The organism is Phenylobacterium sp. 58.2.17, assembly GCF_026411515.1.
Taxonomy (GTDB): domain Bacteria; phylum Pseudomonadota; class Alphaproteobacteria; order Caulobacterales; family Caulobacteraceae; genus Phenylobacterium.
Window position 1 is genome coordinate 125,821 of record NZ_JAPMTQ010000001.1, and the last position, 14,049, is coordinate 139,869.

General features: G+C 64.9%; 14 protein-coding genes. 7 read left to right on the forward strand and 7 right to left on the reverse strand.

Features of this window, described 5'->3' with window-relative positions:
* The first annotated feature begins 8 nt into the window (after positions 1-8).
* On the forward strand, positions 9-1,367 hold the full coding sequence (locus OUA97_RS00670; RefSeq protein WP_267229793.1) for a hypothetical protein: 1,359 nt from the start codon (positions 9-11) through the stop codon (positions 1,365-1,367).
* A gap of 50 nt (positions 1,368-1,417) precedes the next feature.
* Here OUA97_RS00670 and OUA97_RS00675 read toward each other — a convergent pair whose 3' ends face one another.
* Positions 1,418-1,837, reverse strand: coding sequence for a hypothetical protein (locus OUA97_RS00675; protein ID WP_267229794.1), 420 nt, complete (start codon positions 1,835-1,837; stop codon positions 1,418-1,420).
* 299 nt (positions 1,838-2,136) lie between these two features.
* On the reverse strand, positions 2,137-3,051 hold the full coding sequence (locus OUA97_RS00680) for a 3'-5' exonuclease (RefSeq protein ID WP_267230034.1): 915 nt from the start codon (positions 3,049-3,051) through the stop codon (positions 2,137-2,139).
* 46 nt (positions 3,052-3,097) lie between these two features.
* Between OUA97_RS00680 and OUA97_RS00685 the strand changes: the two genes are divergently transcribed.
* The 5 genes from OUA97_RS00685 (at position 3,098) to OUA97_RS00705 (ending at position 6,776) form a co-directional block, all read left to right on the forward strand.
* Positions 3,098-3,520, forward strand: a complete 423-nt coding sequence (locus tag OUA97_RS00685) for an MbcA/ParS/Xre antitoxin family protein (RefSeq protein WP_267229795.1) — start codon at positions 3,098-3,100, stop codon at positions 3,518-3,520.
* Complete coding sequence (locus tag OUA97_RS00690) at positions 3,517-4,272, forward strand: RES family NAD+ phosphorylase (protein ID WP_267229796.1); 756 nt, start codon at positions 3,517-3,519, stop codon at positions 4,270-4,272. The genes OUA97_RS00685 and OUA97_RS00690 overlap by 4 nt, the downstream gene beginning before the upstream one ends.
* A gap of 61 nt (positions 4,273-4,333) precedes the next feature.
* Positions 4,334-5,116 (forward strand): hypothetical protein, encoded by a 783-nt coding sequence (locus OUA97_RS00695; protein WP_267229797.1) that lies wholly within the window; start codon positions 4,334-4,336, stop codon positions 5,114-5,116.
* A 202-nt stretch (positions 5,117-5,318) separates the two neighbouring features.
* Positions 5,319-5,564 carry a hypothetical protein gene (locus OUA97_RS00700; protein WP_267229798.1) on the forward strand — a complete coding sequence of 82 codons (246 nt, stop codon included), beginning with the start codon at positions 5,319-5,321 and terminating at the stop codon, positions 5,562-5,564.
* Between the two features lie 180 nt (positions 5,565-5,744).
* Positions 5,745-6,776 carry a hypothetical protein gene (locus tag OUA97_RS00705; RefSeq protein ID WP_267229799.1) on the forward strand — a complete coding sequence of 344 codons (1,032 nt, stop codon included), beginning with the start codon at positions 5,745-5,747 and terminating at the stop codon, positions 6,774-6,776.
* Between the two features lie 76 nt (positions 6,777-6,852).
* Here the strand turns inward: OUA97_RS00705 and OUA97_RS00710 are convergent, their stop codons facing one another.
* Both OUA97_RS00710 and OUA97_RS00715 read right to left on the reverse strand, forming a co-directional pair.
* Positions 6,853-7,092, reverse strand: coding sequence for a hypothetical protein (locus tag OUA97_RS00710; RefSeq protein ID WP_267229800.1), 240 nt, complete (start codon positions 7,090-7,092; stop codon positions 6,853-6,855).
* 230 nt (positions 7,093-7,322) lie between these two features.
* Positions 7,323-8,036, reverse strand: coding sequence for a hypothetical protein (locus tag OUA97_RS00715; protein WP_267229801.1), 714 nt, complete (start codon positions 8,034-8,036; stop codon positions 7,323-7,325).
* A 606-nt stretch (positions 8,037-8,642) separates the two neighbouring features.
* On the opposite strand from OUA97_RS00715, the gene OUA97_RS00720 reads away from it, so the two are divergent.
* Positions 8,643-9,203 (forward strand): DUF2239 family protein, encoded by a 561-nt coding sequence (locus OUA97_RS00720; protein ID WP_267229802.1) that lies wholly within the window; start codon positions 8,643-8,645, stop codon positions 9,201-9,203.
* A gap of 196 nt (positions 9,204-9,399) precedes the next feature.
* Here OUA97_RS00720 and OUA97_RS00725 read toward each other — a convergent pair whose 3' ends face one another.
* The 3 genes from OUA97_RS00725 to OUA97_RS00735 all read right to left on the reverse strand — a co-directional run bounded on the left by OUA97_RS00725 (position 9,400) and on the right by OUA97_RS00735 (position 13,767).
* The gene (locus tag OUA97_RS00725; protein ID WP_267229803.1) at positions 9,400-10,608 is read right to left on the reverse strand and encodes a DUF2939 domain-containing protein; all 1,209 of its coding nucleotides are present in this window, start codon (positions 10,606-10,608) and stop codon (positions 9,400-9,402) included.
* A 317-nt stretch (positions 10,609-10,925) separates the two neighbouring features.
* Positions 10,926-11,735 carry a PEPxxWA-CTERM sorting domain-containing protein gene (locus OUA97_RS00730; protein ID WP_267229804.1) on the reverse strand — a complete coding sequence of 270 codons (810 nt, stop codon included), beginning with the start codon at positions 11,733-11,735 and terminating at the stop codon, positions 10,926-10,928.
* A 166-nt stretch (positions 11,736-11,901) separates the two neighbouring features.
* Positions 11,902-13,767, reverse strand: a complete 1,866-nt coding sequence (locus OUA97_RS00735) for an alpha/beta fold hydrolase (RefSeq protein ID WP_267229805.1) — start codon at positions 13,765-13,767, stop codon at positions 11,902-11,904.
* Positions 13,768-14,049: the final 282 nt, after the last annotated feature.

Sequence of the window (14,049 nt, forward strand, 5' to 3'; positions counted from 1 at the left end):
AGAACAAGATGACCGCGAACAATCAAAGCGCGCCTGAGCCAGCCAAGACGGCCGCGACGACAAACCCGTTCCATCCCGCGAAGGTCCGGGAAACGACCCGGAACTTCGGGGTCGTGGCGATCACCTACCTGGTCATCAGCACGTTCATCCAACTTTGGCCGCTCCTCACCGGCGTCCCATCGGAGATTTTCGACGGTTACACCGACCGAGACATTGCGATCTCCGCTGCGGCGATCACGACGGTCTTGGCCATTTGGCTCGGCGTCGAAATCGTCGTCTCCCAACGTCGATGGGCGGCGCTCGTGACGTTTCTGCTCTGCCTATTCGACACGGTCGCCAGCGGCCTTCAGGTTTTCGAACCCAGTGGCCTGCCTCGCTTTTGGGCGCAGCTCACCTTGGGATCGGTCGGCGCGACCTACGCGGCCTTCATGGCGGTTAAGGGCTCCCGGTTGATCGCCGCGGGTAAGGTCACGGAGGACGATGCGAACTCCGAAGCTACGGTCGCCGCGCCAGCTACGTTCTCCCAGGCCATGCAGGTCGGCTTGCGAGAAACTCGCGGCATGCGGCGGGTCATCGGATATGTCGGCCTCGCCGCGATCTTGGGGACCTTGGGAGCGGCCATCTACGTTTGGGGCAAGGTCCAGGGTTCGGAGGATGGCGCCCCACAGGCGGCCGCCCAGACCGCCATGCCCATTGAGACGTCAACCAGCGCAACAGTGACCGGCCACGAGGCCTCGCCGGCCGAGCAAGTGAGCGAGGCGTTTGCGCTCGCCTATGGGACCGCAGGATCGGCCCACCGGCAGGTCGACGACAATCCCTACACCTACACCCCAACTGATGTCGAAGGTCAGACGGGCCTGATTCAGCTTGGCGAGCGCCTGGCCTTGGTGAGCGACGGCCACGAAGACAATGAAACCGGCGTCGCGCAAGGGCTGGTCAGCGTCCACTACTTCCAACGCGAGGGCGAGCATCTCAAGGCAGTCGGAGCCTGGCCCAATCTGAGCCAAACCGGTTCCAATGGCCGCATTTCAGGGGCAAGCCTACGGCGTGACATCCTGCAAAATCCTGTGCTCTTGGTGAGGGGCGGCGGCATGCAGCAGGGCTGCGGCATGGCCTTCGTTGATCTTATCGAGCTTACGCCGCAGGCGCCGATCCTGCGGGCTTCGGTGCAAACCGGCTACAGTTGGACCGGGCAGGACGAGGACGGAAACGAGCTTCCGCCGACCGAACTTTCATCGACGATCGCGCGCACGGCCAAGGGCTTCAAGGTCGTCTACATGGGCGAGGTAAACCGAACCGTTGAATACGTGAAGCGCGCCGACAAGTACGAGCCGACCACGTCCGTCGATGATCTCCCCGGTTGCTAGGGCCGCCCTGATGAAAGATCCGAGCAACGGTCGGCCTACGGGAACGACGCCTACCGGCTTCGCCAGTGCTTCATGGTCGGCCGAGGCTGTTTGCGCACGCCGCGGCCAGGCCTTAGCCCGATAAAGAGAACACCCAAAGCGGCGGCGGCGCTGAGCGCTGCTGTTGGAAGCATCCAGGCGCGGCCTTGCTCGTCGCCAAGCTGAGCCAAGCCGACCAGATCAGCTTGGGCGCTCTCGCCGGCCGGACGCTGTTCGCCGCCCGAGAAGCCATTGCCGCCCTCAAGGCCTCCCTCCCCTCGCAGGAGGTCGCCCAGGGAGCGGCCCTCAAGCTCGCAGCGCGCGACGATCCGATCATAGCTTTGATGCTCTGCGATGCAGGACACCTGCCGGCCCATTGCAACATGCTCCAGCGCCCGTTTCGCGGCCGGGCCATCGGCGGAGCTTAGCTCAGGGGCATAGAAGTCAGCCATGCGGACCTCGACCCAGTCGCTGCGGCCAGGCCCCACGCCGACGCAGAAGCTGTCACCGTCGCCGACATAGACCACTGGGCCTGAGAAGCTGGCGCCAGGCGCAAGATAGCCAGGCGCATCCCCCCGGTCGGGTATCGCCTTGCAGGGGTCGGCGTAGGCATTGGCAGCCCAACCGAAGCTGGCAAGGCCGGCCACAATGGGCGCGAACCGTAGAGCGCGCCCCGCCTTAGATGCTTTCGCCATCGCCCCCCCCGCGCCACAGCTCATCCGTGCGCCAAAGCATAGCCACACCGAAGCGTTCAGCAACGATCCGAAAAGCGGTCGTAGGCGTCAATGCGCCGGACGAGGAGCTCGATGTCACGCTGATAGATTTCGGCCTTCAGGAAAGCGAGCTCAGCTTCCTTCTCACCGTCTTCGACGTCGACATACCAAGCTCGCGGGCCGCCGGAGGCCTCGCCATTCCAGCGATAGCCGCGCGCCTTGAGAATGTCCTTGAGGTCGAAGGGCGAGTTCTCCGCCCAGATCCGCCAGGTCGCCTGCCGTGCGCGCTCAAGCAGCTGAGCAAACGCCCGCTCGCCGCTCGCCGGCTGCACGTTCGCCAGCAACTCGATCGCCGCGAAGCAGTCGTTCAAAGCGCGGTGGCGCTCATAGAAGAAGCCCGAGCTCATCGCCAGATAGGCGAGTTTGACGCCCTCATGGCCCTCGGCGACCCAATCGACCTGGCTCATCGAGCAAGCCCAGGGCTTGGTCGAGAAGGTCTCGCAAAACCGCTCTAAGAACCTGCGATCGAAGCTGGCGTTATGCGCCACCACCAACGCCGCCGGCGCCACGAACCTGCTGACCTCAGCGGGGTCGATCGCATGACCAGCGACCATGGCGTCATCAATGCCGGTGAGCTTGGTGATCTGCGGCGGGATGGGTTTGGACGGCTCGCGCAGACGGCTGAACGGCTCGCCCACGTCAAAGATCTTGCCATCGAGCCCGTAAGTGAACGGCGCCATGGCCAGCTCGATGATTTCGTCGTGCAGCGGGTCAAGCCCCGTGGTCTCGACATCCAGGAAAATGCCAAGGCGCGTCGGCGAACCATCGTGTGGTTCGATCTGCCGGCGCGGGGCGAGGCGGCGCAGCACCCGATAGTCGCCGCTGGCCTCGAGCCGAGCCGCCATCGCCGTCAAATCCGCCGCGGCCTCAGTCTTGATCAAGATCGCATCCATTTGCCATTTGGCATGTTTTATCCCATACATCGCCACAGAGGCAAACATGGTGCAGCTCGTCCAAATCTCTGATCGTACGGCCGGGGTCACCCCGGCCTCCCCCGCCATCACCGACGCGGAGGGCTTGGCCATGGCGCGCGCGGCTGTGCGCCTGTTCGGGCTCTGGGAGCTGACAGACGCCGAAGCGTGCATTCTGCTGGGCGAGCTTTCGCCGCGCACCTATGCGCGCTGGAAGGCCGGCGACATTGGGCGCATCGGCCGCGACCTGAAGGCCCGCCTCTCCAATCTCATGGGCATCCACAAGGCGCTGCGGATCATCTTCACCGAGCCTGCCCGCGCCTACGGCTGGGTGAGGCGCCCTAACCAGGCGTTCAGCGGCCGCTCGGCGCTAGACGTGATGCTGCAGGGCGAACTCCTCGATCTGGTGCGCGTGCGCCGCTACCTCGACGCTGAGCGCGGCGGCTGGTGAGCGCAGCGCCGACGAGCCTGCCGCCGGTTTCGCGCGTCGCCTGGCCACAGGCCGTCCGCATTATCCGCTCGCGCTTTCCGCCGATCGACCTCTTCGAGGACATCGCCGATCCGGCCGACTGGGACGCTCTGGCGCGCGCCGAAACCAAGACCAATCCGCGGTTCGAACTTTCCATCGGCCGGCTCGATCTGGTGCCGGCCGAGCGCCGCGTTGGCGGCCCCGGCTCCTCCTGGGTGATGGCGCCCTTCACCCACGCCTCGCCAGATCGCCCCAGCCGCTTCTCCGACGGCGTCTTTGGCGTCTACTACGCGGCCAGCAGCTTCGAAGGCGCGCTCGCCGAGACCATGCATCATCACGCCCGCTTCATGGCGGCGACCGACGAGCCGCCCGGCTGGACCTCCGACTTCCGCGAATTGATCGGCAAGGTCGAGGCGGAGCTTCACGATCTGCGGACGGGCGGAGACTGGGCCGGCTGCCTGGCTCCCGACAACTACAGCGCCAGCCAAGCGCTTGGCGCCGAACTGCGCGCCGGCGGCTCCAATGGCGTAGTCTATCCGAGCGTTCGCCAGCCGGGCGCCGACTGCCTAGGCGCCTTCTATCCGGACGTCATCGGCGTTCCGGCCCAGGGCCGACATCTTTCATATCATTGGGACGGCGAGCGGATCGACCAGTTGAAAGACGTGACGAGCGGCGTCGCCTATCGGGTCGAAGATAGTTCCCCAGCGCCTAGCGATTTTGCTAGCCCGCGTTGATAACGCGTGCGGAAACGACGGCCTCAAGGCTAGGCGCAAAGCCACAGGGGACATGGGCTTTATGGATCGACACATCGCAGATCTGCTGGCCGCAGCCGCGCGCAAGTACGACTATCCCAAGACGCGGCTGACCCTCGCATCGGCCACCTACCCGGCGGCCTTCGAGGCGCAGGGCGTGACGTATGGCATAATCAACCAAGCCGCCCTTACCTACCCACAATTTGAAGCCGGCATCGCCAGCGACCTGCGCTCCGGAAATCCCGAGCGGCGGCAGCTCGGCTTCTTGTCGGTCATCTTCTGGGGGCACCTTTCGCGCAACGAGCGTTTCGCGCTCCACAAGGCCAAGCTCGCAGCGCACATGGAAGACGCCGACCTTGGCGCGCACCTGACAGCGGTCATCGCCCGTGTTGACGCTGGCGAGTTTGGGCAAGCGCTGGCCGCGTGCGAGCCGCTGCATGGCGTCGGCAGCACGTCGTTCGCCTCAAAGCTCGTCGCCTGCCTGGCGCCCGAGCGATGTGGCATCTTCGATCAGCAGATTTATCGTTACCTGGCGGCGATCCGCCTGGAGCCGAACAAGAGCGCGCTCGAGGCGTGGCTCGACGAGCACCTCGGCGCGTGGGCCTGGACCGCCCAGGGGACGTTCAGCAGCGGCCAGACGGTCGCCATGTCTCGTGGGTACCAGGCCTGGTGCGAGTTTCTGCGCCACGCCGCCAGCCAGCTAAGCGATCTTGCACCACGGCCCAGCGCGCCCTGGCGCGCGATCGACGTCGAGCGGGCGATATTCGTCTGCGCCAAGGACGCGAACCGAAAACGCGAAAAGGCGCGCGCCACACGCCCGGAATAGTCCCGAACCGCAGCCCTTCCCATCCCACTTTTCCTCATCTCGTCAGCATCTTATCGGTCAGCCACAAGCGATGACCAATCGCTTGGACACATCACAAAGGTCCCCTGCCCCCCCCCACACTTAGTTCGCGGCCAGGACCAGGCCGCAACTGCGGCGCCCTTCAGCCGAAGCTCCAGCATTCAGATGCTGCAGGAGCTCCCCCATGACCGCGCGCTCGTTCGAGTATGCCCAACACCACCCTGACATCGGGTTCGCCGTCTTCATGGACCGGGTCGACCGCGCCGTGATCGCCCGCACTGGTCTGTCGGCCTTTGACTTCGCTGACGCGCCATGGGCCGATCTCTACGACGAGCACGGTCACCACGGGGTGAGCGATGAGATCGTGTTCAGTTGCCTAGCGGAGGCGGACGACATTTTCGCGCGGCTCATGCCATCAATGACGTTCTAGTGTCTCAGACGATGGCCTTCGAGCGCCAAGACGTAGGGGCGGCGTCGCCTCGTGCGGCAGGCTAAGCTGATCGAGACTCGATACAGTATTTGCGCGATCAGCTGCCGTCGCCCAGACGAACTTGGCATGATGCGCGCCAGGAGACGCAGCCAACGTTCGGGGCAGTCTGAGGGGGAAGGCATGGGCGACGATCACAATTGGTTCGAACGCCTGACCGGCTTCGCCGAGGGATCCTATGAGGCCACGCGCCAGAAGCTCGCCGTGGAAGGCGGTCGCCTTCGATCCTTGCGAAACGGCGCCGCCTACAACATTGGCGCCTTGGAGCTCGTCTCGCTGGGCGAGCTGCGGGAGCGGGCTTCGCAATCGGCTGCCGGGAACGGCCAACTCACCGTCCGCAATGTCACCGGCGATGTTCGCGCAATGCACCAGGCCAAGGAGCATGTCGGCGCGCTCTTCCAGGTGGCGTCACAGTTCAACCTGCTGGAGATGGTGGGCCCCGACATCACACCCGAGGACGGCGTCGCCCGATATGCCTACGACCGAACTCAAGGCCCCGCCTGCGCCATCGCCGCCGGCGCGGCCACGATCTATCGGAACTACTTCGCCCCAGTGGATGGCGAATTTGGTCAAACGGCGGCCCGCCAGCTCGACGGGCTGGCGGGTGTCGGCCGATGGCTCGCAGCGGCGCTGGAGCGCCCGGTCACAAGCCTTTGGACCATGCGAAACGGCTATGCTCTCTGCACGCGTGAGGGCCTGGAGGCGATCTCGGACCTGATCTCAAGCCTAGATGAGGCCGGCCGTGACGAGCTTCGGGCCAGCTTGCGGATCGGCCTGCATCGGGACGTTGAGGCCACCGAGCGTGACGCTCAGCCTCGGCAGCTCATCTCGCAGGCCTTCTGCTCGGCATTGCCGGTGGCCTATGGCGTGCAACCCGCCGAACTCTGGGCGCCTTTCGCCAAGCTCGTTCTGGAAGCGGCCTACGAAGCAACACTCTGGGCCGCGCTCCACAACGCCCAGCGCGGCGCCTCGAACACCGTGCTGCTCACCCGGCTCGGCGGCGGCGCCTTCGGCAACAGGGATGCCTGGATCGATCAGGCTATCGAGCGAACTCTGGACCTCTTCAAGGGCCGCCCCCTCGATGTTCGTCTCGTAAGCTACGGCGCGCCGTTAGCGTCGATGCTGGCGTTCGAGGACGTATTCCGAGCGGCCTGATTGCAGTGCTCTGAGATGTCGTCAGCCGCCGGCCGCCTGGACGCACGGGCACGTTCCTGGACCTTGGAAACGCGGCTCAACGCCGCCTATCGCGCACGGCCCTGCGGACTGTCTTCCAAGTTTCAGGGTCCATCAATTTGAGGATCGGTAGCAGGAGGGCGCAGACTAGCCCGACGGCGATCGTCACCACGGCCCGGAGCGTCCACCACGCCAACACGGCGATGATCGAGATCAGCCAGATGACCGGGGCGCCGCCGACGCCGATCAGCATGATCAGCACGATCAGCAGCAAGAACGCCAGAATGACCCAGCTCATCAGCGGCCTCCTAAGGCGCGAAAGGGCCGTTGTGAGCGCTCCAGCGCAATGCTCGGGCCAGGGCCGGGAGAGCTGGAGTTGCAAGACGCCGGGGCGCGGAGCGGCCAAGGTTCGCGGCGCCCCGGCCGATACTGATCTCGCCGGCCCAACTGAGGATGGCGTTGGAGGCGCACTCCGCGCCGTCGTCGCTGACGATCATGCCCGGGCGCCCCGCGCAGCACGCAACGTGACTACATGGTTCGGGGGATGCGGCGCTTGGCGACGGCGGCGCTCCCCTCCCCGGACTTTGCCGGTTTCGGAAGGCGGATCGCGAAGCCCGCCTCAAGCGATTCAAAATAGATCGTCGGAGGTTCAGACTCCCGTGCGTCGAGGCCCTGGAGAAAACCATCGTCACCATAGACCTCGATCCCGAGATCGCGGTCCGCATAGTCCTCGATGAAGGGCCTTAGACTTCCGTCTCCCACCTCCAGCCGCGCGCCATCAAAGGCGCGCATCTCTTCGAGGGACCTGCGCAGAACGACCTCGACGACCTGCTCGCCGCTAGCTCTGGCGGCGAGCATCGATACCGCGAGCCGCTGCAGAAGCCTCTCATCCTCGTCCAGCGCCGCAACGAGGCATTCGTACCTGGAACTCTCAAAGCGCCCGATCGTCACAGCGACCCGGCCGTTTTGGCTATCTGGCTGGCGGGCGAAATCTTCGACTGAGCTGTTCCAGGTACGGTAGAGCGTCAGCGTCACCGGGAGCTTCACGCCGAGTTCAACGAGCGCCTCAAACGGGCCCAAACGGTACCCGACAACGCGTCCCTCGCAGCTTGCGAGCGCATCATCCCCCCACTCGTTGATGGGGCTCTCAAGGGTTCGCAGTTCGATCGCGATCTCACTAGCGTCATGCAGCTCTTCGTAGTCGAACTCGACAGCGCTTGTTGCGGTTTGCAGCTTGAGCATTCAGTCCCTCACTTCGTAGTTGCCAGACGCACGTTGAGCCGAAGCGGCGTCTAGCGCTTGGTCGGCTTGAACCGGACCAGCTCGGGGCGCGTCCCGGTCTCGCTCGACACGCTCACTAGGTTCACGCGGAACCCCTTGCAGCTTAGCCATGGGCCATCGAGCGAGCTGCAGCAATGGGAGCCCCATACTTGACATGCGGCGCCTTGCTTGGCTCGCAGACTGTTTTCCTTAAGCTACGGCTACGTCTGGTTTGGGCGCAGGCCTATGAGGCGCGAACGCGACGGCTCAATGGTCTGGCGCAGGGGGCAACGCCAGCGCGGCACAGGCCCCTCACCCCCAACCATTAGGACGCGCCCGCTTCGAAGGACGCCGCCCGGGACACAATGTTTGCGCAATCGGTGGACGTGGCCCAAGACGGTTTACGCGCGCGAAGCGTGGCCGCGACAGCCTGTGCATCCCCCTTCCCTCGGCCCAGAGCGGCGCACTTTGGACCCTGGCCACGGATCTGCGTGCGGCTTGTGCTCTACTCGCCGTTTTTTACCCGGGCAGATTGACAAGCCTCGTCGGGCGTCGGAAGTCGCCAGGCGACGGACAGGGGACACGCATATGCTGCCGACCTTCACCGTTTTTGTCGGAACTGCGCGCCTCGCCGCCGGAGACCTGGAAGTCGTGGCCCTTGCCGCCCACCAGGCACAGGACCGGCAGGCGGAGATGCCCATCGTATTCGATGACGCCACCGGCAGCGTTGTCGATCTCGACCTTCGCGGGGGGCCACAGGACGTCGTAAGGCGACTACGCCCTTCCGAGGCGCCTCAGCCCGATGCGCCCCGCGCCCGTGGACGCCCAAAACTCGGCGTGACTGCGCGCGAGGTCACGCTGCTGCCCAAGCATTGGACCTGGCTACAAGAACAGCCTGGCGGCGCATCAGCGGCGCTCCGGCGGCTGGTGGAACAGGCTCAACAGGACAACGCCGACCTAGACCGCCACCGCAAGGCTCAGACCGCGACCTATCGTGTGATGTATGCGCTCGCGGGACATCTCGCAGGTTATGAAGACGCCCTACGAGCCCTCTACGCGGGTGACGCAGTGCGCTTTGAGACGCTCGTCGGTCGCTGGCGGCAAATGCCTGTCTCTTTACGACCAGTTGGGTGTCGATACGCCCGATGAAGCCGCTCAAGCGCTTTCAACGCTCGATCGCCCCCAATCGGTCATCCCCGGAGACCATGGCGCTACAGCGATCATTGCCGACCACAGCGGTACGACGCTGCCGCTGGCCCGCGGACTCGAGAACTGCGCGGCCGCCCCGCAAGCCATCAAAGCCGCAGATTAGGCCGGACCGGAGCCGCCGTTCAGATCCCGGGGTCTATGGGCGCCAGCCCTGCGGCAGCTCCGCAAGGTCCTGCTTTGAGGCCCACTCCATGTTGTAGACACCGCCAGGCTGTGGCTCTCCGATGGTGGTCACCTTCAGCACCCGACCATCCCCTCCAAGCCAGTAGGCGACGCAGTACCCTCGCCCGGTCCCCGAACAGTTCGCGACTTCCGGCAAGTCGAGGTCGTCCTCACAGTCGATGAAGTCCCCTGCTTCAATCGCCTTAGCGCAGGCGCGCGTGGGCTCCGCTTGATAGGCCCTCGTCGGCAAGTAGCCCTCGGCGATCAATCGCTTGCGTGCGGCTCCATAGGGCTGCGCAACAAGGTTCGGAATATCGCTTGCGGGCGGCGGCGGGATCGGGGTCAGCCCCTCCACGGTTACCGGATCTCGCACATCCAGCACCTTCTGCCCGGCGCCATCGGTCTCAACGACCAGGTAGCGCCCCCATCCATCCTTGTCGGTGTACCGGAAGATGGCGACGCACATCTCCTTGCTGCGACAGCTAAGGTCCTTTCCGCCATCCCCCGCCCAATCTGGGTCCGGCGTCACTCCGTTCGAGACGAGGTAGGCTCGCCAAACGCCATAGGGCGCGCCGGCGCTCGGCCGCCCGTCCGCATCTAACTCTGACACCGCGGGATACTGCGTCGCGTGATCCGGCCCGCCGACGTCCGCCTGCTCGCTCGGCGCGCTGACCGCTGGCGCTGGCGCTGGGTCCAGAAGGTTCACGCGCGCGATCTTCCAACCAAACAGGCCCGATCGATCCAGCACGAGCTCCACAGTGCTCGTGGCGTCAGGCCCCATCGTCGCCTTGAACCGGTTCAGGCTCAGAAAGCGCGCACGGTGAAGTTTGAATTTCGGTCGATCTCCGGCCTGGCTTTTCGCCACCGGAGCGTCGTCGCTAAGCACCTCACCGGTCGCGATCAAGCCGATCATACCCTGCGGGGTGATGACGGAGTCGATCACGGAGTCGACCAGATCGGGCGCAAACAGAGCCGCCACGGCGCCTTGCATCGCCCTGGCGTTCAGCTGGTTGCGCAGGCCCTCCCGCACAGCCGGAAAGTCCACCACCAATTCCAATTGGTCGGCATCGCGGGCCTCGACCGCAGCGGCCACGCGCCAAAGCGTCAGGAACGGTGTCGCGAACGCGACTATGCACAAGGCCGCCGCCCCCACAACGGCCAGGCCGATCGCTTTCTTGCTCAACTTCCACCCCCAGATAACAGCGCGATATGAGGAGGCCGAACCCTCAAGGTCAAGCTTGGCTCGTAGCCCGTTGGAGGAGCCCCGGGCGCGTAATGGTAAGCGTTACTCCGCCCCCATGCCATTGTGAGATTCAAGCAGATCCGACTAGATACAGGCGCGACCAAGCACCACCGTCGCGACGGTCTTAGTCCCCGCCTCCGCGAGGCGACTGCTTTCCACTGGACGCGGGCAGAAGCAAAAGCAGCGCCCCGCCCTAGTCTTCGCAGACTCTGGCGGGGTCCGCACACGATGAGCCGAGCGCTATTTCGCCAGCGCCATCAAGCTGGCACGCTCGCCGACACGCGCCGGCGCATCATAAGACCAGTCACGCCGAAGCCTAAGATCATCAGCGCCCAGCTGCTCGGTTCTGGAACAGCGCTGACGCCCAGCGCGCGGCTTGCACCGACCAACCCGACGTCTGCGGGACCACCGACAAAGCTCCCGCGAACGTATGAAACGCCCTGGCCAGCCGGCAGCCGTTCAATGGACTGGCCATAGCCCCAGATCAGATTGGTTGCGCCCGATGGCCCTGTGGTCACCGTGGCGTCGACAAATCCGGGCGCTGTGAACCAGGTCGAGCCGGCCACCAGCCCGTAATTCGCCAGGAACGGGTTCCAGGTGGCCGCCTCGCCAGCGGCGGTTCCATACCAACCTGCGCCAAGGGAAACGTAAGCGTTTCCACCGCCCGTCACGTAGGAATCCAGATCCGTAAGCTGCTCTGCGCTTAGGCCTTGGCCAAAGTGAAAGACTGCGTCGTAGCCAGCGATGGTGGAGGCATCGAAGTTGCTCGAACTCTGGACGCTCTTGCCTAGCCCTGTGAGCTCCGCGGTGAGTTGGCTAAGTTGGCTGTCCGATACGTTTCCGTTGCCAGTCAACAGAAGATAATTTGCGCCGCCAAACGTCGTGGCCAAGTCCTGTACAAAGGCCGTGGTCCCAGTCTCGTATGGCGCGGTGAAGGCGTGGTTGCTCAGAGTCCACTCATCGCCCGAAGCGACCAGCACCCCTGCATCGGCCTGCGTACCGCCAGCTTGCGAAGCGACGAAGCTGAAGGCAACGGCCAGAGCCAGTCGGCGAGCATCCCTTTTCATAATTCCCCCTAGTCACCAGTCGACCAAAGCCGCCCAGGAATGAAGTTGCGTGCCAAAGCGGTCCCGAACGGCACGCCGCCCGGTTCCCGCGTCCCGCGTCCCGCGAGGCGATCAGCGGTAGTTGCGGCTCGGTATTGGCGGAACCCCCATTTGAGGTAAGCCAGCGCTACCTCTGAAGGGCCCGCTCGCCGCAGAGTTGGGCGAGAAGCACGCTGTGCGTCACATGGACCATGCGCCCCCCATCCGGCAGGCGGACGACTCGCGCCCCCGGAAGCTTCTCCTGCCAGTACGGCAGTGACACCGATTGATCGAAGACGGCGTCCTGATCGCCGAAAACGAGCGTCCATGCGCGCCCGTCAGCCAGAGCCGCGGCCTCCGCGCCCGCTCCCCTGGCGATGATTTCTGTGAGGAAACCCCGCATGGACTGCGCGCACTGGCGACAGGCCCGTACGACCACATCGAGTTCGGCGGTGTCCCGTAGCGCGGCGACATCGGCAGAGCTGCCATGCACGCTATCTAGCACCAGACGTGCGATCGCTTCTGAGCTCGTACGCTGGGAGAGCAGCCGGGCCAGCTTTTCAGACAGCCATGGCCGCTCATAGAAGATGGCTCGGCTCGCGCCTAGGACACCGCGACGCGAGCGATCAGACCTAGCGGGCGGGCCAGGATTTAGGAGAACGCCCCCCTGGACTCTGCCTGGCAAGCGGCTGGCCGCACTGACCGCGCCATGCGTCATCCCGATCCCAACAAAAAGCACCCGTGCGCATCCAAGCGCGTCGATGACAGCTTCGAAGTCTCGGACGAATGTGTCGATCGGTTCACCCGGAACGAAGTCGGTGAGCCCAAATCCCGAGCGTTCAAAGACGATCGGCCGCAATCCCTGAGCCTGAAGGGCCGCGACAAAGCGCGGAGATAGCTCCCTGCCCATAGTCAGGGTGTGAAGGATGAACACCGGAAAGCCATCGACCGGCCCATGGTCGGAGATTGCAATCCGCCCAGGCGCCCAGGGCCTCGCTAAGAGGCGCAACGGCGCCGATTGCTCCGGGCGCGCCACGCGCACGTCGCAGGCGGTGGCGAGCCCCGTCAAGGCGTCGACCTCTGCGCTCAGCCGCGTGAGATCGAGAGCGCTCGTCGTCCCGCACGTCACGTGGACGTGTTTGAGATCAGTCTTCACGGCATGTTGCGATACACCCAGCACGCGCGCGGCTTCAGCGCGGGTCGCACCTGACGCGATGATGCGCGCGATCTGAGCCTGGCGCAGTGTGAGTCCGAAAAGGTCAGCGAAGACCCGCGCGACCGTGTCAGGCTCACGCAGGTCGCCCCCCGCCAGTCGCAGGACAAGGCGTACGAGTTCCGTCTGACGCTTGGCGCCGCTCCGCTGAATGGCGTCGCCAATTGTAGTGCGGGCGGTTTCATAGCTGATGCCGACGCTGCGCGCGGCCACCCGGAGGTCACCCTTCAGAACCAACGCGATGACGAGGCGCGATTGCGCCGGGGTGAGACCAAGCGCGCGCGAGGCGCGCGCCCATCCGGCGCCGTCAGGGGCAAAGGCCAGGACCGCGTGGGTCGCACGGCCAGCATCCAGCTCGGCGCGCACCTCGCCCGAAAGCGGCCACCGCCCCGTTGCCGCTCTCCCCGCCGAGGTTACCGCGACCGGGCGTCCAGTACGGCCCTGAAGAACCAGGCTGAGCTGGGCGCCGCCATCGGCGCGGACATCGATATGGTGGGCGACAGCCCCCTCCTCCATCAGCCAATCTCTGAAGGCGTCATCGGCGACCTGGACCGCGCCGCTGGGCAGGCAGGCCGCCGAGGCGAAGGAGCCGCCAATCAGATCAGCCGTCGTTCCCTGAATCGCGTCTGTTGCGTGATCAATCGCAGCGGAAAACTCGTGCGGTCGGCAGATGATCGCCTCGAAATACCCATCAGAATCGTCCGCCATCAAGGACAGCGGCGACACATCGCCATCAGCGGCGCTGAAGCGGGCGAGAAAGCGATCTGCCAGCGCGGCACGGCCGTTGTCGTCTGAGTTCATGGCGCAGCAGAAGCATACATTTGACGGCTATGGTGATGACCTGGGGCTGTCCGTGGTCGGACACCGCAATGCTGCACGCCCTTCGGGGCCAGTGCGCAGGCCATGTCCGCAGGCTGGCCGCTGGTGAGTTCTGCACAGCCTTCATCAGCATCAAGGACCCGCCCAACCAGGCTTGGCCCGGGTCGCGCGACGATCGTTTCCAAGATGGACAAAACAATGATTTGCCTGGATATGCTCAAGACACAACGTCCATATGTATAAATTCATCGCATTCACTGCGCC

Bases quoted from the DNA above. Each gene is read 5' to 3' on its own strand.
- OUA97_RS00670 (WP_267229793.1), top strand. From the start codon at position 9: ATGACCGCGAACAATCAAAGCGCGCCTGAGCCAGCCAAGACGGCCGCG.
- OUA97_RS00675 (WP_267229794.1), bottom strand. From the start codon at position 1,837: ATGGCTGACTTCTATGCCCCTGAGCTAAGCTCCGCCGATGGCCCGGCC.
- OUA97_RS00680 (WP_267230034.1), bottom strand. From the start codon at position 3,051: ATGGATGCGATCTTGATCAAGACTGAGGCCGCGGCGGATTTGACGGCG.
- OUA97_RS00685 (WP_267229795.1), top strand. From the start codon at position 3,098: ATGGTGCAGCTCGTCCAAATCTCTGATCGTACGGCCGGGGTCACCCCG.
- OUA97_RS00695 (WP_267229797.1), top strand. From the start codon at position 4,334: ATGGATCGACACATCGCAGATCTGCTGGCCGCAGCCGCGCGCAAGTAC.
- OUA97_RS00700 (WP_267229798.1), top strand. From the start codon at position 5,319: ATGACCGCGCGCTCGTTCGAGTATGCCCAACACCACCCTGACATCGGG.
- OUA97_RS00705 (WP_267229799.1), top strand. From the start codon at position 5,745: ATGGGCGACGATCACAATTGGTTCGAACGCCTGACCGGCTTCGCCGAG.
- OUA97_RS00710 (WP_267229800.1), bottom strand. From the start codon at position 7,092: ATGAGCTGGGTCATTCTGGCGTTCTTGCTGCTGATCGTGCTGATCATG.
- OUA97_RS00715 (WP_267229801.1), bottom strand. From the start codon at position 8,036: ATGCTCAAGCTGCAAACCGCAACAAGCGCTGTCGAGTTCGACTACGAA.
- OUA97_RS00720 (WP_267229802.1), top strand. From the start codon at position 8,643: ATGCTGCCGACCTTCACCGTTTTTGTCGGAACTGCGCGCCTCGCCGCC.
- OUA97_RS00730 (WP_267229804.1), bottom strand. From the start codon at position 11,735: ATGAAAAGGGATGCTCGCCGACTGGCTCTGGCCGTTGCCTTCAGCTTC.
- OUA97_RS00735 (WP_267229805.1), bottom strand. From the start codon at position 13,767: ATGAACTCAGACGACAACGGCCGTGCCGCGCTGGCAGATCGCTTTCTC.